Source organism: Desulfatiferula olefinivorans, from assembly GCF_054657895.1.
Window position 1 is genome coordinate 53,216 of record NZ_BAAHXV010000015.1, and the last position, 19,003, is coordinate 72,218.

Below are 19,003 nucleotides of genomic sequence, written 5' to 3' on the forward strand. Positions count from 1 at the left end.
TTTTACGAAGCCGTCTGAAATTCTACTTTTTACGAGATCGTCATTGATATTTATGGATAAACTCGAAACCGATGCCAAACTTGTCCTGAACCAGCTTCGGGAACTGTCCTCCATTCTTGCGGAGCCGGGGTACTCTGCTGATCCTACGCGCTGTTTTGACAAGCCCCTTGAGATCATGCAAAAGGCCATGTCCTTTGATGTGAGCGTGCTTTACGAGATCACCAATGCGGTGGACGATGCCCTGATGCTGAAAACCGTTAAGGTCTCCGATCCCAAGGGGTTCCGGCCGGATCTGTTCGAAGGCCTGATGCTGGAACTCTCCCTTTCCCATCCCGATCCCCGGTTTGTCAACGAGGTCAAGGCGTTTCAAAACCGGGCCGTGTCTTCCATCAACGTGCCCGGATGCGGGTGCGATATCATGGGCTTTATCTATCTTCCCGAAGCCTTTGGCGGCGGATACCTGTTCGGCGGCGATTTTACGGGGAAAGAGGCCGGGGTCAAGGACTATGAAGCCAGTGTCTGCGAGATCATGTGTCATTACCTGTCCACCATACTGATCAAGGGGCAGCTTGAGGAACTTGCGGTCAACGATAATCTGACAGGACTTTTCAACGCACGAAAGATCCGGGAGGAACTGGACCGGGTCTGCGGCAGGTATACACGAAAGACAAAAACCCATGCGGTGATTGCCCTGTGCGACATCGACCACTTCAAGAAGGTGAACGACACCTTCGGTCACCTCCAGGGCGACCGGGTACTCAAGGAGGTGGGGCATCTTCTCAAATCCTCCCTGCGCAGTAATTTTGACGTCGCAGGCCGTTACGGCGGCGAGGAGTTTCTGATCATTTTCGATGAGACCGATATCGACACCGCCGTTGATGTCGTTGAAAGGATCCGTGAAAAAATCGCCGGAACACACTTCACGCGCATTGACGAATCGGGAAAACCCGATCCTGACAAGCACCTTGCGATTACGGTGTCCTTTGGGCTTGCCGAGCATCGCCCCGACGAGGACAAGGACCGGGACCGCTGGATCAGCGAGGCGGATCAGGCCCTTTACCGGGCCAAGGAAGCGGGCCGGAACCGGACCGTTCGTCACCGCAGCTGACCCTACAATATTCCTCTGATGATAAAAACAGCATACCCGGCGGTGAGCGCGCCCCCGACAATCCGGGGGATGCGGCCCGCCAGGATGGTGAGCAGCAGATGGGTAAGACCTGCCCCGAGAATGGTCAGAATGCCCGCGTCAAAGCTCCGGGGCAGATCGATGGGGGTAAAAAGGGCATAAAGTCCGATGCACAGGGGAATGCAGATATGGCAGTCCCCGATCTGGGAGGAGTAGGCCACGTCTGCGCGGCCCCGCGCCGAATAGTAAAAGGCTAAAAGGGCGTTGGGAACCACCATGAGAAGACCCGAGAGCAGGCCCAGATTTTTTAAGGACAAAACCCCTTTTCCGTAAAGGGTGACCCAGGAGACCAGTTCCTCGATGCTGTAAAAACAGGCCCAGGCCCCAAGACCGGCCAGAAAAAAGTCAAAGAGAATGGAATACCGGAAGGGCTGTTTCTTCCGGACGTTGTGCTTCATCACCTCAATAACGTGGATCACCTGCCAGAATAAAAACAGACCGCAGAGCATGAGCCCGTCCGAGACGTCCAGGCGGCCGTCCCGCGCCAGGGTCCACACCGCTCCTGTAAAAAAGATCAGGGCGATCAGGGTCAGGATCAGGGAAAACCAGCTGATCCGGCCCTCCAGACCCTTGGATTTTCGGTGAAGCCCCATCCCCCAGATCATGGCGGGAATTCCCAGAACCAGGGTCAGGTTGGTCGCGTTGTTGACAATGCAGTTCTCCAGCACCAGACGGCCGTCCCCGCCGCTTCGTCCCATCACAAAGGCAAAGGCCAGGTTGGCGAATCCCGAGCAGTAGGGCATCACCAGCGTGCCCATCATGGTGCCTTCAAATCCTTTTTTCTCCACGGCATTCAGCCGCCAGATCATCAGCATGGACGCCAGCAGAAACAGCACCGTCATCTGCACAGGGCCGCCATCCGTAACCACCTGCCAGACCCTTGGTCCTTCCAGGGTGTGGACGATCCGGCCTGTCAGGTCGAGTCCGCGTTGTATGATTTGAGGCGTATCCATAGCAAGGATCCCTTTACCATGGATAGGAGGCGGACTGCAAAGACAGGTTTCAATAATGGTATCTGAGTTGAGCCATTTCAAGGGCATCTTCAGATACTTTGTAAATGAATCTGTGCTCATCGGTGATTCGCCTTGACCAGTAACCGGAAAGCGCGTGTTTCAAAGGCTCAGGCTTACCAATGCCCTCAAATGGATTCCGCGTTGTATCTTTTATAAGCGTATTGATTCGATGTAAAATTTTTTTGTCGGTTTTTTGCCAGAAAATATAATCATCCCATGCATTGTCTGAAAAGATGAGCCTCACTCGATAAGCTCCTTTTCATGTCCTTTGCCATGTTCAAGCTGGGCGATTGACTCCAGTAACCGTTTGGCGTTCTTCGGAGATCTTAATAAATAGGCTGTCTCTTCAAGCGCCTCATAGTCTTCAAGTGACATAATAACCGTGCGACATGCCCCCCGGCATGTCCGGCGTTTCTCTGTTTCTCTGTGCCTCAGTGAGAGACCCCCGACCGGCTTCCCCGAAGGGGAGCCGGTCTTTTTGATTTCTCACGGAGACACAAAGTCACAGAGATAACAAGACCATGCACGTGAACGAATGTTCATGCGATTGCCCTGATCGGATGACACGTTAGGGTTGAACGTTCCGGGCCAATCGTGGTACCTGTGTTGTGCAATGACAATGGCTCTTCAAACCATTACATAGTGATCTCTCAACACAATGGAGCAACCCATGATGAACGGTCTTATCCGGCGATGTGCTTTCCTTGTCCTTTCAGTGTGTCTCATGGCGGCGGCCTTCGGCTGTTCCGGCATGGTTTACCGCTATCTCGATTCCCGCTATGCCGGCACGCTCGAACCGGCCGAGGGCGAACACCGTCTTGCGGGCCTTGAAAAACCGGTCCGCGTGAGTCGGGACAATCTGGGGATTCCCCATATCCAGGCGGAAACCGTGGAAGACCTGGTGTTTGCGAGCGGGTATATCTCGGCCATGGACCGGCTGGCCCAGATGATCGAGTTCCGGCTGGCGGCCCAGGGACGCCTTGCCGAAATGAGCGGGAAAAGCGGGCTTGAACTGGATTACTTTCTGCGCGCCCTGGATATCAAAAAAGGGGCCCTTCTCATGCTCGATGCCTCATCGCCCGAACTCAAACGACTTCTCCAGATCTATTGCGACGGCGTGAACGCCTACATGGACGAGCAAAAGCGCCTGCCCATCAACATCGATATCAGCGGTTACACACCCGAAGCATGGAAGCCCGTCGATTCGGCGTCGGTCTTTGTGTTTTTGACCCTGGGCCTCGCCCAGAACCTTCACGAGGAAATCGACATCCTGAACATGCTCTCCAAGGTCGGTGCGGAGAACATGGCCTGGCTGATTCCGGTTTATCCGGACGAGCCCCTGCCCTTTGCGGAGATGAACAAGCTCAAAGAGATCGATCTGTCGGGCAGCGCGGACGATCTGAAAAAACTCTTTGCCGTCGGCAGCAGGGCGGCGGATCTTGCGTTTCTTCACACGGCGGCCTCCAACAACTGGGTCGTGTCGGGGAAACGAACTCCGGGCGGCGCAAGCCTTCTGGCCAACGACACCCACCTGCCCCTTTCCATGCCGTCCATCTGGAACATGACCAGCCTGGCCTGTCCCGGATATCGGGGCGCGGGCATCGCCCTGGCCGGGCTTCCCGGAATCGTCGCCGGATTCAACGGCCACGTCGCCTGGGGCATGACCATGGTCATGGCCGACAATCAGGACCTTTTTATTGAAAAACTGAAAACCGAAGACGGAGCGCTCCACTACCTGTACCAGGGCCAATGGAAAAAGGCCGCCGAACGGGAGGAAATCTTCAAGATCAAAGGGGAAAAACCGGTGACGCGGATCATCTACGAAACGGTGCACGGTCCCCTCTTGAACGGTCTTCTTGAAAATGCGCCCTTAAATGCCATCGCGCCGCAGCCGGCCCGATTCCCCTTCGGCTTTGCCCTGAGCTGGGCCGCCTTCGAACCCGACGCCACCATGGACGCCTTTTTCGGCATCGCCCGGGCCGAAAACCTGGACCAGGCCGTGGCTACCATGAAAAACATCACGGGCATTCCCCTCAACATGGTGGCGGCCGACAAAGACAACATTGCATGGCTGGTCACCGGCCGCTACCCGCTCCGAAAAAACGGCACGGGACTTTTCCCCTCCCCCGGATGGACCGGAGACTATGACTGGACCGGCTTTCTCGATACGGAACGTTTCCCCCGGGAAATCAACCCTGAACGGGGCTATTGCCAGAGCGCCAACCACCGGACGGTTCCGGCCGATTATCCCCACCGGCTGTCCTCGTCCTGGTATTATCCGGAACGCTCGGAGCGCATCGCTCAGATGATCGAAACAGAATCCGTCTACACCCTGAAAACCGCCCAAACCATGCAAACCGACACCGTGAGTCTTTCTGCGGAAAAATTCAAGAGGACCCTGTTTGATCTGGACACCCTTGCCGCCGTCAACGGGTTTATCGACGCCCTTTCCGAAACCCGGCGGGCCAACGCCCGCGAAGGCCTTGCGCTGCTCCGGCAGTTCGACGGCAACATGACCGCGGATTCAAAGGCGGCCGCCTTTTTCGCCGTTTTTTCTTCGGAACTTCTGAAAAACATCTTTCTCGATGAACTGGGGCCTGAGGGCAGCGACTCCTGGAATGCGTTTCTGGACACCCACCTTCTGTCTTATTCCGCCCTTCCCGATCACATGACCGAGAGATGCCGAAAAAGCCCCTTCTGGGACAAAATCCAAACGGAAAAAACGGAGACGCGCGAAGAAATCCTTGCCCTGTCCCTGGCCGATGCCGTTTCCTTTCTTGAAGAAGAACTGGGCAACAACCGGGACACCTGGACCTGGGGACGGCTTCATACCTATCGCTGGGACATCGAGGCCTCCAAAATGGCGGATCATTTGGGTTTCATCGAACGCAGCGGCATGAAATTTTTGAGCGATTATTTCAACCGGGGCCCCTTCCCCGCTCCCGGCGATCACAATACCTTAAACGTTTCGGCGTATCATCCGGGCAAGGACTTCGACACCTGGCTGATCCCTGCCATGCGGATCATCGTCGATTTCAGCCGCGAGGAACCCATGATCGGCATCAACAGCAGCGGACAGTCCGGCAACCCGGCGAGCCCCCATTACGACGACGGCATCCACGAATTTTTGGACGGCCGTTACCAGCCCTTTCCCCTTCAGGAGGCCAACGTGTCGAAACACTACACGCGGACCCTGACACTGCTGCCGGTTGAATGACGGACACACATGATGCAAAAACACGCTCAGATTTCGATAAAGGGTTCGGCATTCGTGGCGCTGGCGGCGCTGTGCTGGGGGGTCTCGGGCGGCATCGCCGGCATCCTTTTGGCCGACGGCTGGGATGCGTTCACGGTGTCGTTTGTAAGAGGGGCGATCGGACTGATGGTTCTGCTTGTCTGGCTTTTCCTGAGCCGGAGAACGGGCGGATTGAAAAACCCCCGGTTATGGTTCTGGTCGGCGGTGGCCGGTCTCGGCGTGGCCGGTAATTTCTCTTTTTATTTCCTGAGCATCAGGGAGGGCGGCGTTGCCGTTGCAGCCACACTGATGTACTGCGCCCCGGTGTTCGTTTACATGGTATCCTTCGGACTCAAGCTCGAGCGCCCCACCCCGCTCAAGTGGGCGGCCATCGGTGTGGTGATTCTCGGGATTGTTTTACTGACAGGGCTGTACGATGCGGGCGCGAGGAGTGTCACGCCTGTCGGCATGGGTACGGGTCTACTTGCGGGCCTGTCTTACGGGATCTTCATTTTCGGATTCTCCTATGCGGCGCGGTACGGCAGCCCCCAGGAAATTCTCGTGATCGCGTTCACGGTCTTCGTTTTCCTCCTCATCTGGCCCAGTGATGCCGGCCAAATCGTTGCCGCCGTGACCACGACGGCCTGGCCGCTGTTTCTGATACTGGGCGTTTTGGGTGCGGGGGTGTCGTTCTTTTTTTATATCGTCGGCCTGAGGCATACCGCGCCGACCACGGCGTCCATTGTGGCCATGATCGAACCCGTCACGGCGTCCTTGTTCGGCGTCGTTATGTTGAATGAAACCCTGACGGGCCTGCAGATCGTCGGCATGGGGCTGATTCTGGTGACCGTCACCGCACTCAGTGTCGCGTCGACGGCTCACCCGTGACACCGTGACACGCGGTTTTTTTGAAACGATGAAACAAAAACCCTGACCCATCAAAAAGGAAAGATCCACACCAGCCGGTCGGGATTTCAAACGGGGTGCAACATGAAAAAAAGCCTTGGTATGATCCTTGTGATACTCATTCTAATCGGCGGCGGGTTTGTGGTCGATGCCGCTGAAATGACGGCATCTTCCGAGACGTGCCCGGGTTCGCCGCCTCCCGGGGCCATATCCGGCTCACCATTCGATTATGAATCAGGCAACGGCTATGTCGATGCCTATGACCACGGAAACAGAATGATAGTCACTCTGTCTGACTGCACTCAAGGGTCATTTTTCAGCGGCGATAAGGTTCCGGCACGCCTGACCGTCCTCACGCCCGGGGTATACTGGGCATGGACGAACGGCCTTGACGCAGATGACGTCGACAATGCCGGAAATTACTATAGTGAGGCAAACGGCAGCGATGCAATTCAAACGGAGCTGAAGGATTATGTGCCCGGCGGCGAGGATTGTGCTGCGTCTTTCCCGGCAGACGGGTCCGGTCGGGTCGTCAACGATGTCGTATACACCTATACGCTCGAAGACGGTACGATAATCAGAACGACAGTGGATGCAAGCGGCATGCTTGCGGGAATGTCCGACGAGATTTCGAATGACGGAACGGTGATCGGCAACTGGTGCGGAGAAGCCCAATGCCCCTCCTATGAATTCCAGACCAGCAGTACCGGTCCCACCGTTTTACCCATGGAAAGAATCGTTCGAATTCAGGCGTCCAACATCAGAACGATCACGGATTCAGACATTAACGCAAACCGTCAAAAGTTTTATATCAATCTGCCCTCACTGGTCTATGACGAAAGCGTTTTCGTGCCTGGAACGGAAGTGACCGTTCTGATTGAATACGGCAGGGTTCCCGCCTGCCAAACGTGTTTCGCCTGTGAATCTGAACGCACCATTGTGTCACAGGATACCGACAATGACGGAACAGCTGACGATAACGACGGCTGCCCGAACGATGCCGGAAAGACGGCACCGGGAGTATGCGGCTGCGGCACGCCGGATACCGACTCCGATGGCGACGGAACACCGGACTGCAACGAAGGCGGAAGCAGCGGAGGATGCTTTCTTGAGGCCACCGGGACGAGAGAGGTCATGCAAAAAGGCACGAAAGAAAACTGACGGGTTCATCAAACGCGACTTTGTACGAAACCATTCTCCCTGCCCGGAATCCGGACCGAAGGGAAGAGCTCCGGGTGGGTGTGGGGAATGAATTTGGCGCCGCTGAAGCGATTCATGAAGCCCTGATCCACGTTGAGTTCGATATAGGTGACGGCGTCCCGGATGGTATCCACCCGAGCGAGGGCGTCGGGCGACTCGAGGATCATGGAGGCACCGCCCAGGGAGCTGTTGCCCAGAGTCCTATAGGTGGACAGGGGCAGGTCGGGAATCATGCCGATGGTGATGGCCGAACGGGGGTTGATGAACGAGCCGAAGGTACCGGCCACATAAAAGACCGCCAGGTCATTCAGGGTGAGGCCAACGTTCATGGCGATGGTTTCGAGGATGGTGTACATGGCGGCCTTGGACCGGATCAGACTGTCCAGGCCGGCTTGGCTGATGCAGATATCCTCCCCTGTTCCGGACTGCTCTTTGGGCACCAAAACGACATGATTCATCTCGTCAATGACCCGAAGGCGGTCGCCCAGCCGTTCGGGAACGATGCGTCCCCGGATGTCCATGGCCCCTGAGGAAAACAGCATGGCGGCCAGGTCGATGAAGCCCGATCCGCAGATGCCGATGGGCGGTTTGTCGCCGATGGTGTGAACGACAAGCCCCCCCTGTTCGTCCAGACTCACCGTGTCGATGACGCCGGGCCCTGCCATCATGCCGATCGTCGAAACGCCGCCTTCCAGTGCCGGTCCGGCGGCGCCGGCGCAGGCGATCAGGAAATCCTTATTGCCCAGCACCACCTCGGCGTTGGTGCCCACGTCCACGAGAATCGACAACTCCTCACTCTCGTTCAGTCCTGAAAAAAGAATCCCGGCAATGAGATCGCCGCCAAAATAACTGCCGATATTGGGGAAAACAAAGACCCGGGCGTTTTGATTCACGGCAAGGCCGAGGTCTGCGGCCCGGTGCAGACCCGGACGGTTGACGCCGGGAATGTAGGGTTCGCGGATGATAAAATGGGGGGTGATCCCGAGAAACAGATGTGTCATGGCGGTGTTCCCGGCCACGGCAAGAAGACCGATGGATTGTGGGGATACACCGGCCTGCTCGGAAAGCGCCGCAATTTCCCGGTTGAACGCCTCGATGATAAGACCCTGGATATGATCGAGCCCGCCCTGGCGATCCGCATAATGAATCCGAGCGAGGATGTCGGGGCCGACGGCGATCTGGGGATTGTCAAAGGACGATTCGCCAAGACGTTCCCCCCTTTCCAGGTCGATCAGCCGAAAGACCACCCGGGTGGTGCCCAGATCCACCGCCAGTCCCAGAAAGGGGGCGGGATCATCGGCGGCCTTGAGATCCACCAGGATCCACCGGTCCCTGTCTTGAAACACCAGACAGGTCACCCGGTACCGGGCGGCCCGGAGGATCCGGGGAATCTTTCTGAGTACGGCAAGATCCATGTGCGTATAGGGGGCCTTCAAAAGAGGCTTGAGGGCGGCGGCCAGGCGTTCGGCATCGGCCGTGTTGTCGGAAAGGTCAGGGGCCGTCACATCAACGGTCAGAACCCAGTGTTTCGGGTGTGGGGAATCGGTCATGGCGGGTACCTGTCAGGTCTGCGGAAAGAATTCAGGGTTCATAGGGGGCCACCGAAAAGTCACAGGCAAGATAGGCCATGGGGTCCACCAGCCGGGCCTGGTAGGTCAGGCTGAGAATCTGCCACCTGAGCATGTCGAGCGGATAATCTTCGGCCAGAAAGACCATGGACAGATGAATGTGACCGGGAACGGAAAGGCCCCTGTCCCTGATATCCGCCATGGTCGCGACGATTTCGCCCCGGGCCACGGCACTTCCCGCACATAGCCCCGGAGACGGGACGGCGTGGGCGTACACCGAATGAAGCGTCATGCCGCTTGAGTCTTTCGCCGTGTGCCGAACAAAGATGGATTTGCCCAGGTAGTCGTCATCGCTGACGGCAAAAACGACGCCGTCATCCGCAGCGGGAATGACGATGGGGTTTTGAAGCGCCCGCCGTTTTCCGTCATCGTCCAGGTAATAACAGATATCCAGGCCTTCGTGAGGGTCCGGTCGCGTGCCGCCCTTGCCCCACCATTTTTCGTCGCCGCCGAACAGCATGCCCGAATAGAAAAACCACTGCCGGAATCCGGGCAGATCGTTCTGCCGGGCCAGGTCGTCAAAAAAACCGCCGCGTGAAGGACCAGGTGTCATCTACGTCCTCATACAAAAATGATCTTGTGGGCCATCAGATTGATATCGTCCAGCCTGCCTTTGATTTCCGTACTGTCGCCCAGAAGGCCTTTGAGCAGGAAACGCCCGTCTCCCAGGGGTTTGATCGCCGCGACGTTTTCCATCACCAGTTCTTCCTTGTCATTTTTCCGGATATACACGTTGGATTCGCACATGGATGTTTTCCTTTAATTGATTAATAGATACATGCATCTAAAATGGAAAGCACTTCAGACAGCAGCCCGTCGTTACTCCGTTCTATCCGTTCAGCACGCCGGGACCGAAAATCGACCGACTTGACTTGTTCGACCATAATAAAACCTGTCAACGTACTGTCTTCCGGAATGGGTATGTGAAAGGGAAACCCGCGATCCGTGTTTGTAATTGGACAGACGATAGCCGAACCTGTACTTCGGTTAAATAAATCCTTGCTGACAACAAAAGCGGGTCGCCTGCCTTCTTGCTCATGGCCTGATTGCGGGTCAAATGTAATCGCAATGATATCCCCCTGCCGGGGAATGTAGGCCTCCACTTACCAGGCCTCCCTGCCGACGGGTTTTCCCCAGTCAATTTCACCGGCTTGATAATTTTCAGGAATACGTGATACAAGATCCTCAAGATCATGCTTCCCGCGAATCCTTTTGGCAGGCGTAACAAGCATAATGCCGTCTTTTACGCTGATATCAACCGTATCACCGATGTCAAGCTTTGCTTCAGCGAGCACATTCTTTGCAAGTCGAAGTCCTTGGCTGTTTCCCCATTTTTGAATTTTTGCAAGCACTCAGCGCCTCCGTGTGTATAGCCAATGTATAGCCCGATAGAATGCCTTTTACAAGTGTCTTTTTTTGGCCGACAGGGTTGATGAATGGCCGGGATGATGGCCTTTCTTTCCCGTTGTACATGACGGGTCCGGTCTTGTAAACCGCTGTCGTCCGTTTACGATCATGATGGGCACGCTTCGCTTTGCCCATCCTACACCCTGCACGGCCCACGGTCCCGTTCAGGATTTGTCAAGGGACAGCCCCACCAGGTAGTGCTTGGACAGGCTGATGTTCTCCGATTTGGTGATATGCCGGATCTGGGTGTCGATGTAGGTCACCTTGTCCAGAAGATTCACCGGATAGTATTTCATGCGGTACTTTTCACCCACCCGGATCTTCTTCAGGATGGGCGCATCCTCCTGAACGAGGAGACAAAGGCCCGATGCGGACATATCGTAGATCACGAACTGATTGACCTGACGGCTGCCCTCGATCTGGATTTCAACACTGTAATATTCTTTGATCAGATTTCGTTTTTCATTGCGCTGATTGATCTGATTCAGGTTCATCGTACACGTCTCCCTGATCATCTGAAACACTCGTCCGCCCTCAGAACGGAGGGGGATGATGTCACAACATATGGGGAAAAGGCCCGGAGACCTTGACAGGTTACTCGACGACGCCGGACAACAAACCCATCCGAACGGCTGTTCACGGATCACAAGCCCACGCCCCTTCGGCCGAAACCCAAGAGTTTTAGCGGAGCTTGATCGGGTTAAGACTATAACACATTTTGCGGCCGGACAATACCCCGCTTTTCGTCGCCTTCCAAATCGACATCAACCCTGACGACAGAAACGAACGATTCCTATACCGGTTTGGATGACGTGATTGAAACAGAACCTTTTGACAAACGCCGCGATTTCCCTGATTCGTCAAAGCCCGTCGGCTTGCCGGCGCCCGACGGGCGGCCTGAAGATTTTGATTTTTTTGAAAAGAGCTATTGACTAAGCGATGATCCTCAAATATTGTTTAAGAAAATAAAAACAACTATTCTTTTCGTTAATATTGTTCATACCGACGTTGTTGCTGTCTGTCTTTGCGGTAGATTCACGTTTTATCTGATATGCCGGATGTCCTGGAAACATTGCGTTTCCGGACGTGTCTCGTGTTTGTCAAACGGGTGCATTCATGACCCGGAGTAAGGCGTTTGCCTGACGTTCGCCGTCCGATAAGCCCTTTATTCCGGAGTGTTACCGTTTCAACCCGCTGATATGAGGAGTATCGATGACGCTACCCGCCCTCACGTACAACCCCCGATCCGCCCAATCGTTTATCGATGAAGTGGTAGAACGTTCCGGGCAGAACCTTTACGCCTGCTATCAATGCCGACGCTGCGCTTCGGGATGTACCGTGGGCGAAGAAACGGGCATCACGCCGGACCGCCTGATCCGCATGGTGATTCTCGGCGATCGCGACCAGGCCGTCAACAACCCTCTGGTCTGGCAGTGCGTGTCCTGCTACACCTGCGGCACACGCTGCCCCAACACCATCCAGTGCGGGCGCGTCACCGAAACCCTGAAAAAAATGTCCCGCGAAGAGGACGTGATTCCCCAGAACCCGACCATTGCCTATTTCCATGACGCCTTTGTGCAGGGCTGCACGCGCTGGGGCCGGGTCAACGAAATGGAGTTCATGGGGTACTACGAACTGAAAAACATCGGAAAATACCTGATGACGTTTCAGTTCAAAAAGGCCTATCGGGAAATCGCCGGACAGATCGCTTTAGGGCGGGACATGATCCGGCAAAAGCGCCTGCACCTGAAGCTCCATACGTCACGGGGGCGTAAAGAGGTCAAGACCTTCTATAAAATCGCCGTCAAGCGAAAGGCTCACCTGAAAAAAGAGCGGCAGGCGCAGATCCACGCCCGCCCGAAAAAGGTCTGATCCGTATCACTCTGTTTTGACGCTCAATCTCAGACGCGAGGTAACCATGGAAGTCGCCTATTATCCCGGATGTTCGCTTCATCAGTCATCGCAGTTTTACGATCTTCAGGCCCGGCGAATTTTCAAGGAGCTTGGCATCACCCTGATCGAAATCAACGACTGGAGCTGCTGCGGTGCCACATCGGCAGGAAAATTCGATGATTTTCTCGCCGTCGCCCTTCCAGCCCGCAACCTGGGCATCGCCGAGCAGTCCGGTTTCGACCGGATGCTGATCCCCTGCTCGGGCTGCTATTCCAGCCACCTGATGGCAAAAACGCGTCTTGCCCGAAACGAGGCGCTTCTTTCCGAAATAAACAACGAGCTGGCGGCGAAGGTCGACAACACCCTGACGCTGCTGACCATCCTCGAACTGCTGCTCGACGCCGCGTCCACGGGAAGGTTCGACTCCAAAATCACCCGGCCCCTTACGGGCATGAAGCCCGCCTGTTACTACGGCTGCATGACCCGGTTCGCCTACGACGTTCCGGTCTCGGACAACGTGGAAAATCCCCAGGGCATGGAAAAAATCCTGGAACTGATCGGCGCCGGCACCCGTGACTGGAGCTACAAAACCGCCTGCTGCGGTGCTTCGGCCGCCATCAACGACACGGAAACCGCCCTCAACCTGATGGGCAAAATCATGAAAAACGCTGTGGAAAGCGGCTTCAACTGCATCGTCACCACCTGCCCCATGTGTCAGCTGAACATGGACGCCTACCAGAATGCGTTCTGCAAAAAATTCGGCATCGAAAAACGGCTGCCGGTCTATTTTTTGACGGAACTGATCGGCGTCGCCATGGGTATTCCTTTGGAGGAACTCAACGGCCACAGGCATTTTATCGACACCTTAGGGCTTGTAAAGGAGCTTGATCTCATATGAGCGATACGGCAAACAGAAAACGGGGCTCCGTGGCCATCATCGGCGGCGGCATCGGCGGCATGCAGTCGGCCCTTGACCTGGCCGACAGCGGGTTCAAGGTTCATATCATTCAGAAGGAATCCACCATCGGCGGCACCATGGTGATGCTCGACAAGACCTTTCCCACCGGCGACTGTTCCATGTGCATGATTTCCCCGAAAATGGTCGAGGTGGCCCGGCATCCGGACATCGACATTCACACCCTGGCCGAGGTGACCGGCATCACGGGGCAGGCCGGTGATTTCACCCTCTCCGTCCGCCGGAAACCCCGGTACGTGGACCCGGACAAATGCACCGGCTGCGGGGCCTGCGAAGAAAAATGCCCCACCAAAACATTCAGCGAATTCGAACAGAACCTGACCACACGCAAGGCGATCTATTCGGAATTTTCCCAGGCCGTGCCCAACACCCGGGCCATCGACCCGGAAATCTGCCTGTACCTGACCAAAGGCAAATGCCGGATCTGTGAAAAAATCTGTACGGCCGGGGCCATCAATTTCGAGGATACGGAAAAGACTTACGAACTCAAGACCGGGGCCGTCATCCTCGCTCCCGGCCTTGCGCGGCACAACCCCTGGCTGCATCAGGAACTGGGCTACGGCAGGTGGGACAACGTGATCACCTCCCTTCAATTCGAACGGATTTTATCCGCTTCGGGGCCCTTTTCCGGCGAAATCAAACGGCCCAGTGACGGCAAGCATCCAGAAAAAATCGCCTGGCTCCAGTGCGTGGGCTCGCGGGACGTCCATAACGCCAACCCCTGGTGTTCATCGGTTTGCTGCATGTATGCCACTAAACAGGCCGTCATCGCCAAAGAGCACGACAAAAACATCGAACCCACGATTTTCTATATGGACATGCGTGCCTACGGCAAGGATTTCGACAAATATGTGGACCGCGCCAAAAACGAATACCATGTAACCTACCGCAGGGCCATGATTTCCGATGTGCGGGAAGACCCGAAAACCGGGGATCTGATCGTGCGCTACGCCATGCCGGACGGGAAGCTGGTTTATGAATCCTTCGGCATGCTGGTGCTGTCGATCGGCCTTGAACCCCATCGCCATATCCGGGAATTCGCAAGCACCTTCGGCATCACCCTGAACGAGCACGGCTTTCCCGACACAACCCCCTTCGCCCCGGTAAACAGCGGCCGGGACGGCATCTATGTGACCGGCACCTTTCAGGCGCCCAAGGACATCCCCGAAACGGTGATGCAGGGCAGCGCCGTGGCCGGTTCGACCATGGCCCTGCTGGCCGAGGCCCGGCACAGTGAGGTCAGCGAGGCGGTACTACCCCCGGAATCGGACATCCATGACCAGCCGCCGCGCATCGGGGTCATCGTCTGCCACTGCGGCATCAACATTTCCCAGACCGTGGATGTCAAGGCCGTGGCCGATGCCACCGCCCGCCTGCCCTTCGTGGTTCATTCCGAAGACATGATGTACGCCTGCGCCCAGGACAGCCAGGACAAAATCAAGGACCTGATCCGGGAAAAGAACCTCAACCGCCTGGTGGTGGCCTCCTGCACACCCCGGACCCACGAGCCCCTGTTCCAGGAAACCATCCGACAGGCCGGTCTGAACAAATACCTGTTTGAACTGGCCGATATCCGGGAGCAGTGTTCCTGGTGTCACATGGGCGAGCGGGATACGGCCACGGACAAGGCCATGGATATTGTCCGGATGAACGTGGCCAAGGTCGGTCGGTTCGAACCCCTGTTCACCGATTCGGTGCCGGTGACCCCGTCGGCCCTGATCATCGGAGGCGGCCTTGCCGGCATGACTTCGGCTCTGGCTCTGGGGGATCAAGGCTTTGCCGTGCATCTGGTCGAACAGGAGGATCGCCTGGGCGGCTTGATCCGAAAGGTCCGTCACACCGTGGAAGGCGGCGATGTCGCGGCCTTTCTCAAAGAGCGGATCCAGGCGGTGACCAGCCATCCGGGCATTACGGTTCATATGAAAACGACGGTGGCGGCCACCGAAGGCTATGTGGGCAATTTCACCACCCGGCTGACCAACGGCGACCGCTTTGACCACGGCGCCGTCATCGTGGCCACCGGCGGCATGGAATACCGGCCCGACGAATACCTGTACGGACAGAGTCAGTGGGTCATCACCCAGAGAGATCTGGAAAACGCCCTCGAGGACAAAGGCCCCGAACCCGGAGCGACCTATGTGATGATCCAGTGCGTGGGCTCGCGGGAGGAGCCGTTCAATTACTGCTCCCGAATCTGCTGCAGGGATGCGGTCAGAAATGCCGTTGCCATCAAGGAAAAAAACGTGGGCTGCCAGGTGGTGATCCTCTATCGGGACATGAGGACCTACGGCCTTTCCGAGGACTACTACCGCAAGGCCCGTGACCTTGGCGTGCTGTTCGTTCGCTACGAACCGGACAACAAACCGCAGGTGGAAGCCACCGGCTGGGGCATTTCCGTCACCGCCCACGACGATATGATCAACCGGCCCGTGACCTTCCACGCCAACTATCTGGTGCTGTCCACGGGCCTTCGCCCCAACCCCGGCAGCGAAGAGATCGGAAAAATGTACAAACTGACCCGCAACGCCGACGGATTTTTCCTCGAGGCCCATGTCAAGCTGAGGCCCGTGGATTTCCCCTCGGAAGGTTTTTATGTGGCGGGGCTGGCCCACGCGCCGAAAAACATCACCGAAACGATCAGCCAGGCCCTGTCGGCCGCCGGTCGGGCCGGGGTGCTTCTGTCCCACGACAGACTGGCCGTGTCCGGCATCATTTCCAAACACAACCGGGACCTGTGCATGTCCTGCCTGGCCTGTTTCCGTGTCTGCCCCTACGGCTCGCCGTACATCGACGAGGACGGCAAGGTCAGCCACAACGAGGTCAAATGCACGGGATGCGGTATATGCAGCGGCATCTGCCCGGCCAAGGCGTTCCAGGTCAACAATTTCCGGGATGATCAGATCCTGGCCATGATCGACGCGCTGACCGAGAATATCGCCTGAAAACCGTTTAACCCATGGAGGACATCGATGGCTGAACCCGTTAAATCCCTTGACCCGACCCCGCCTCCGTCCATTGAGAAAAAAACGGCTTGGCCCGAGGGGATGGAGCCGACCATTCTGGCCTTTGCCTGCCATTACTGCGCCTTTGCCGCGGCGGATCTGGCCGGGGTCATGCGGCTGTCCTATCCGTCCAACGTCCGGGTCATCCGTCTGCCCTGCACGGGCAAGCTGGACCGGTCCTATATCCTGCGGGCCTTCGAGCGGGGGGTGGACGGCATCTTCGTGGCCGGTTGACTGGAGGGACAGTGTCATTTCCTGGAAGGAAATACCAACGCCGCCAAACGGGTCAAACACACCAAACACCTTCTTGAGGAGGTGGGCATCGATCCCGACCGTCTTGCGATGTACAACCTCTCTGCGGCCATGGGGCCAAGGTGGGCTGAAATCTGCCGTGAGTTCACCGAAAAGATCAGAGACCTGGGACCCTCTCCCGTGAGAATGGCCATACGGAACCGGAAAGAACAGACAAAAGGAGCGATAAACCAATGATCGTGGGAAAACAGAAACCGCTTGACGAAATCTGGGATATGGTTCGCACCCACACGGATATTCACGTCCTGGGCTGCAACACCTGCGTGGCCGTCTGCCACGAAGGGGGCAACAAGGAGGCCGAGACCCTGGCCGCCCTTTTGCGCATCAAGGCCGAACAGGAGGGGGTGGCCATGACCATCACCCACGGCGGCATCGAACGCCAGTGCGAGCATGAGTTCTTCGAACCGGTGGAAGAACGCCTGAATAACGCCGGCGCCGTCCTGTCCACGGCCTGCGGCATCGGGGTTCAATTCATCGCCGAGAAATATTCGAAGACCATCGTCTACCCCGGGCTCAACACCATCTTCCTCGGGGCCGTCGAAAGCCTGGGGGTCATGACTGAACGCTGCCAGGCCTGCGGCAACTGCCTTCTGGGCGTCACCGCAGGAATCTGTCCCATCGCCCGATGCGCCAAGCGGCTGATGAACGGACCCTGCGGCGGGTCGACCAAGGGATCCTGCGAAATCAACAAGGACGTCCCCTGCGCCTGGCAGTTGATCATCGACAGGCTGACCGCACTGGGTCAGATGGATCGGTATGAAACCCTGGCCCCCATCAAGGACTGGTCCGCGGACAGGGCCGGGGGGCCGCGCAAGCACATCAGGGAGGATCTCCAGGCATGAGCGAAAAACGACCGGTCAAAACAGAAAGCAAACTTGAACGTATTCTCGCCGAAGGGCATCTGGCCGTCACCTCCGAATGCGGCCCTCCCCGGGGGTCCGACCCTGAGGTCATCACCCGCAAGGCCGAGATGATCAAAGATTACGTGGATGTGGTGAACATCACCGACAACCAGACCTCCATGACCCGGATGTGCAGTCTGGCCGCCTGCATCCGTCTCAAACAGATGGGGGTGGAACCGGTGCTGCAAATGGTCACCCGGGACCGGAACCGCATCGCCCTGATGAGCGACATCCTGGGCGCGGCCTCCTTCGACATCACCAACATCCTCTGCCTGTCCGGCGACCACCAGAGTTTCGGAGACTGCCCCACGGGTCAGAACGTCCACGACCTCGATTCCATGCAGCTGATCCAGACGGTCAGGTACATGCGGGACGAGGGGAAATTCCTGGGCGGCGACGAGATCAAGAGGCCCCCGAAGATGTTTGTGGGGGCCGCCGCCAACCCCTTCGCCGATCCCTTTGAAATCCGGGTGCCGCGTCTGGCGAAAAAGGTGGCGGCCGGGGTCGAATTCATCCAGACCCAGTGCATCTACAACCTGGACAAATTCGAACGCTGGATGCAGCAGGTCAGGGACCGGGGTCTCCATGAAAAGGTCTACATCCTGGCGGGGCTGACCCCGTTCAAGAACGCCGGCATGGCCAAGTATATGAAAAACCGCGTGCCCGGCATGGACGTCCCCGACGAGGTGGTCAAACGGATGAGCGACACCCCCAAGGAAAAACAGGCCGAAGAAGGCATCAGGATCTGCATCGAATCCATCGAACGCCTCAAGCAGGTCGAAGGCGTCCGGGGCTTTCACATCATGGCCATCGAATGGGAGGAAAAGGTTCCGGAAATCGTGAAGCAGGCCGGTCTCTGGCCCAGGCCGACACTAAACTGACATAGATTCCGTTTACGACGGGTACCACGCAACCGCTGGTTTTTTTCAACACATGAAGGAGATGGTTATGAGCGACAAAAAAAGAGTACTTTTGGTAGACGACGAACCCGATCTGGTTTCAATCCTCAAAAAACGATTCCAGAAAGAAGGCTTTGACACCGACGTGGCCTATGACGGAAACGAGTGCCTGGAAAAAGTCGCGGCAAGAAGGCCGGACGCCATCGTTCTCGACGTCATGATGCCCGACAAGGACGGGTATCAGGTCTGCTCCGAGCTCAAAAAGAACCCGGAATACGAAGACATCCCCATCCTGATGCTGACCGCCGTGGCCGACCATGTGACCTCGACCCGCTATTCCCATCAGGACGGCATGAACATGGAAGCCGATGATTACATTCCCAAGGGCCCCGACGCCACAGACGAAATCGTGGCTTCGGTCAAGCGCCTTCTGGCCTGATCCCC

21 protein-coding genes are annotated in these 19,003 nt (G+C 56.9%); 12 read left to right on the top strand and 9 right to left on the bottom strand.

Annotated elements, in window-relative coordinates; all coding sequences use genetic code 11:
- The first annotated feature begins 52 nt into the window (after positions 1-52).
- A complete protein-coding gene (locus tag ACYQ11_RS12145) occupies positions 53-1,108 on the top strand; it encodes a GGDEF domain-containing protein (RefSeq protein ID WP_459924054.1) in 1,056 nt (351 codons plus the stop codon).
- Positions 1,109-1,110: 2 nt separating this feature from the next.
- On the opposite strand, the gene ACYQ11_RS12150 is transcribed toward ACYQ11_RS12145, so the two are convergent.
- The 3 genes from ACYQ11_RS12150 to ACYQ11_RS12160 are packed head-to-tail and all read right to left on the bottom strand — an operon-like array spanning position 1,111 to position 2,682.
- Positions 1,111-2,139 carry a hypothetical protein gene (locus ACYQ11_RS12150; RefSeq protein WP_459924055.1) on the bottom strand — a complete coding sequence of 343 codons (1,029 nt, stop codon included), beginning with the start codon at positions 2,137-2,139 and terminating at the stop codon, positions 1,111-1,113.
- 49 nt (positions 2,140-2,188) lie between these two features.
- On the bottom strand, positions 2,189-2,443 hold the full coding sequence (locus tag ACYQ11_RS12155) for a Txe/YoeB family addiction module toxin (protein ID WP_459924056.1): 255 nt from the start codon (positions 2,441-2,443) through the stop codon (positions 2,189-2,191).
- Entirely contained in the window at positions 2,440-2,682 is a 243-nt protein-coding gene (locus ACYQ11_RS12160; RefSeq protein WP_459924101.1) for a type II toxin-antitoxin system Phd/YefM family antitoxin, read from the bottom strand. The genes ACYQ11_RS12155 and ACYQ11_RS12160 overlap by 4 nt, the downstream gene beginning before the upstream one ends.
- Positions 2,683-2,869: 187 nt before the next feature.
- Here ACYQ11_RS12160 and ACYQ11_RS12165 point away from each other — a divergent pair, with 187 nt between their 5' ends.
- From ACYQ11_RS12165 to ACYQ11_RS12175, 3 genes are all read left to right on the top strand, one after another.
- Positions 2,870-5,416, top strand: a complete 2,547-nt coding sequence (locus ACYQ11_RS12165; RefSeq protein WP_459924057.1) for a penicillin acylase family protein — start codon at positions 2,870-2,872, stop codon at positions 5,414-5,416.
- 9 nt (positions 5,417-5,425) lie between these two features.
- Complete coding sequence (locus ACYQ11_RS12170; RefSeq protein WP_459924058.1) at positions 5,426-6,322, top strand: DMT family transporter; 897 nt, start codon at positions 5,426-5,428, stop codon at positions 6,320-6,322.
- Positions 6,323-6,424: 102 nt separating this feature from the next.
- Positions 6,425-7,501: a hypothetical protein gene (locus ACYQ11_RS12175; RefSeq protein ID WP_459924059.1), complete on the top strand. Its 1,077-nt coding sequence runs from the start codon at positions 6,425-6,427 to the stop codon at positions 7,499-7,501.
- Between the two features lie 8 nt (positions 7,502-7,509).
- Here ACYQ11_RS12175 and ACYQ11_RS12180 read toward each other — a convergent pair whose 3' ends face one another.
- The 6 genes from ACYQ11_RS12180 to ACYQ11_RS12205 all read right to left on the bottom strand — a co-directional run bounded on the left by ACYQ11_RS12180 (position 7,510) and on the right by ACYQ11_RS12205 (position 11,069).
- Positions 7,510-9,090 carry an ASKHA domain-containing protein gene (locus tag ACYQ11_RS12180; RefSeq protein ID WP_459924060.1) on the bottom strand — a complete coding sequence of 527 codons (1,581 nt, stop codon included), beginning with the start codon at positions 9,088-9,090 and terminating at the stop codon, positions 7,510-7,512.
- A gap of 31 nt (positions 9,091-9,121) precedes the next feature.
- Positions 9,122-9,721, bottom strand: coding sequence for a M23 family metallopeptidase (locus ACYQ11_RS12185; protein WP_459924061.1), 600 nt, complete (start codon positions 9,719-9,721; stop codon positions 9,122-9,124).
- Between the two features lie 8 nt (positions 9,722-9,729).
- Entirely contained in the window at positions 9,730-9,915 is a 186-nt protein-coding gene (locus ACYQ11_RS12190; RefSeq protein ID WP_459924062.1) for a CooT family nickel-binding protein, read from the bottom strand.
- Positions 9,916-9,935: 20 nt separating this feature from the next.
- Positions 9,936-10,271, bottom strand: a complete 336-nt coding sequence (locus ACYQ11_RS12195) for a type II toxin-antitoxin system PemK/MazF family toxin (protein WP_459924063.1) — start codon at positions 10,269-10,271, stop codon at positions 9,936-9,938.
- Entirely contained in the window at positions 10,272-10,520 is a 249-nt protein-coding gene (locus ACYQ11_RS12200) for an AbrB/MazE/SpoVT family DNA-binding domain-containing protein (protein WP_459924064.1), read from the bottom strand.
- A 219-nt stretch (positions 10,521-10,739) separates the two neighbouring features.
- Complete coding sequence (locus tag ACYQ11_RS12205) at positions 10,740-11,069, bottom strand: PilZ domain-containing protein (protein ID WP_459924065.1); 330 nt, start codon at positions 11,067-11,069, stop codon at positions 10,740-10,742.
- A gap of 309 nt (positions 11,070-11,378) precedes the next feature.
- Between ACYQ11_RS12205 and ACYQ11_RS12210 the strand changes: the two genes are divergently transcribed.
- The 8 genes from ACYQ11_RS12210 to ACYQ11_RS12245 all read left to right on the top strand — a co-directional run bounded on the left by ACYQ11_RS12210 (position 11,379) and on the right by ACYQ11_RS12245 (position 18,998).
- A complete protein-coding gene (locus ACYQ11_RS12210; protein WP_459924066.1) occupies positions 11,379-11,507 on the top strand; it encodes a hypothetical protein in 129 nt (42 codons plus the stop codon).
- Between the two features lie 280 nt (positions 11,508-11,787).
- Positions 11,788-12,447 carry a 4Fe-4S dicluster domain-containing protein gene (locus ACYQ11_RS12215; protein WP_459924067.1) on the top strand — a complete coding sequence of 220 codons (660 nt, stop codon included), beginning with the start codon at positions 11,788-11,790 and terminating at the stop codon, positions 12,445-12,447.
- Positions 12,448-12,493: 46 nt separating this feature from the next.
- Positions 12,494-13,366 carry a CoB--CoM heterodisulfide reductase iron-sulfur subunit B family protein gene (locus ACYQ11_RS12220; RefSeq protein ID WP_459924068.1) on the top strand — a complete coding sequence of 291 codons (873 nt, stop codon included), beginning with the start codon at positions 12,494-12,496 and terminating at the stop codon, positions 13,364-13,366.
- The gene (locus ACYQ11_RS12225) at positions 13,363-16,386 is read left to right on the top strand and encodes an FAD-dependent oxidoreductase (protein ID WP_459924069.1); all 3,024 of its coding nucleotides are present in this window, start codon (positions 13,363-13,365) and stop codon (positions 16,384-16,386) included. Before ACYQ11_RS12220 ends, ACYQ11_RS12225 begins: the two co-directional genes overlap by 4 nt.
- 102 nt (positions 16,387-16,488) lie before the next feature.
- On the top strand, positions 16,489-16,935 hold the full coding sequence (locus ACYQ11_RS12230) for a hydrogenase iron-sulfur subunit (protein ID WP_459924102.1): 447 nt from the start codon (positions 16,489-16,491) through the stop codon (positions 16,933-16,935).
- The gene (locus ACYQ11_RS12235) at positions 16,932-17,600 is read left to right on the top strand and encodes a methylenetetrahydrofolate reductase C-terminal domain-containing protein (RefSeq protein ID WP_459924070.1); all 669 of its coding nucleotides are present in this window, start codon (positions 16,932-16,934) and stop codon (positions 17,598-17,600) included. The genes ACYQ11_RS12230 and ACYQ11_RS12235 overlap by 4 nt, the downstream gene beginning before the upstream one ends.
- A complete protein-coding gene (locus tag ACYQ11_RS12240; protein ID WP_459924071.1) occupies positions 17,597-18,541 on the top strand; it encodes a methylenetetrahydrofolate reductase in 945 nt (314 codons plus the stop codon). Before ACYQ11_RS12235 ends, ACYQ11_RS12240 begins: the two co-directional genes overlap by 4 nt.
- Before the next feature lie 67 nt (positions 18,542-18,608).
- Positions 18,609-18,998: a response regulator transcription factor gene (locus tag ACYQ11_RS12245; protein WP_459924072.1), complete on the top strand. Its 390-nt coding sequence runs from the start codon at positions 18,609-18,611 to the stop codon at positions 18,996-18,998.
- Positions 18,999-19,003 lie beyond the last annotated feature (5 nt).

What these genes read in the sequence shown, in the direction of transcription:
- ACYQ11_RS12150 (WP_459924055.1), bottom strand. Translation starts at nt 2,139, where the DNA reads ATGGATACGCCTCAAATCATACAACGCGGACTCGACCTGACAGGCCGG.
- ACYQ11_RS12240 (WP_459924071.1), top strand. Translation starts at nt 17,597, where the DNA reads ATGAGCGAAAAACGACCGGTCAAAACAGAAAGCAAACTTGAACGTATT.
- ACYQ11_RS12145 (WP_459924054.1), top strand. Translation starts at nt 53, where the DNA reads ATGGATAAACTCGAAACCGATGCCAAACTTGTCCTGAACCAGCTTCGG.
- ACYQ11_RS12165 (WP_459924057.1), top strand. Translation starts at nt 2,870, where the DNA reads ATGATGAACGGTCTTATCCGGCGATGTGCTTTCCTTGTCCTTTCAGTG.
- ACYQ11_RS12185 (WP_459924061.1), bottom strand. Translation starts at nt 9,721, where the DNA reads ATGACACCTGGTCCTTCACGCGGCGGTTTTTTTGACGACCTGGCCCGG.
- ACYQ11_RS12220 (WP_459924068.1), top strand. Translation starts at nt 12,494, where the DNA reads ATGGAAGTCGCCTATTATCCCGGATGTTCGCTTCATCAGTCATCGCAG.
- ACYQ11_RS12245 (WP_459924072.1), top strand. Translation starts at nt 18,609, where the DNA reads ATGAGCGACAAAAAAAGAGTACTTTTGGTAGACGACGAACCCGATCTG.
- ACYQ11_RS12225 (WP_459924069.1), top strand. Translation starts at nt 13,363, where the DNA reads ATGAGCGATACGGCAAACAGAAAACGGGGCTCCGTGGCCATCATCGGC.
- ACYQ11_RS12175 (WP_459924059.1), top strand. Translation starts at nt 6,425, where the DNA reads ATGAAAAAAAGCCTTGGTATGATCCTTGTGATACTCATTCTAATCGGC.
- ACYQ11_RS12180 (WP_459924060.1), bottom strand. Translation starts at nt 9,090, where the DNA reads ATGACCGATTCCCCACACCCGAAACACTGGGTTCTGACCGTTGATGTG.
- ACYQ11_RS12215 (WP_459924067.1), top strand. Translation starts at nt 11,788, where the DNA reads ATGACGCTACCCGCCCTCACGTACAACCCCCGATCCGCCCAATCGTTT.
- ACYQ11_RS12235 (WP_459924070.1), top strand. Translation starts at nt 16,932, where the DNA reads ATGATCGTGGGAAAACAGAAACCGCTTGACGAAATCTGGGATATGGTT.
- ACYQ11_RS12190 (WP_459924062.1), bottom strand. Translation starts at nt 9,915, where the DNA reads ATGTGCGAATCCAACGTGTATATCCGGAAAAATGACAAGGAAGAACTG.
- ACYQ11_RS12170 (WP_459924058.1), top strand. Translation starts at nt 5,426, where the DNA reads ATGATGCAAAAACACGCTCAGATTTCGATAAAGGGTTCGGCATTCGTG.
- ACYQ11_RS12205 (WP_459924065.1), bottom strand. Translation starts at nt 11,069, where the DNA reads ATGAACCTGAATCAGATCAATCAGCGCAATGAAAAACGAAATCTGATC.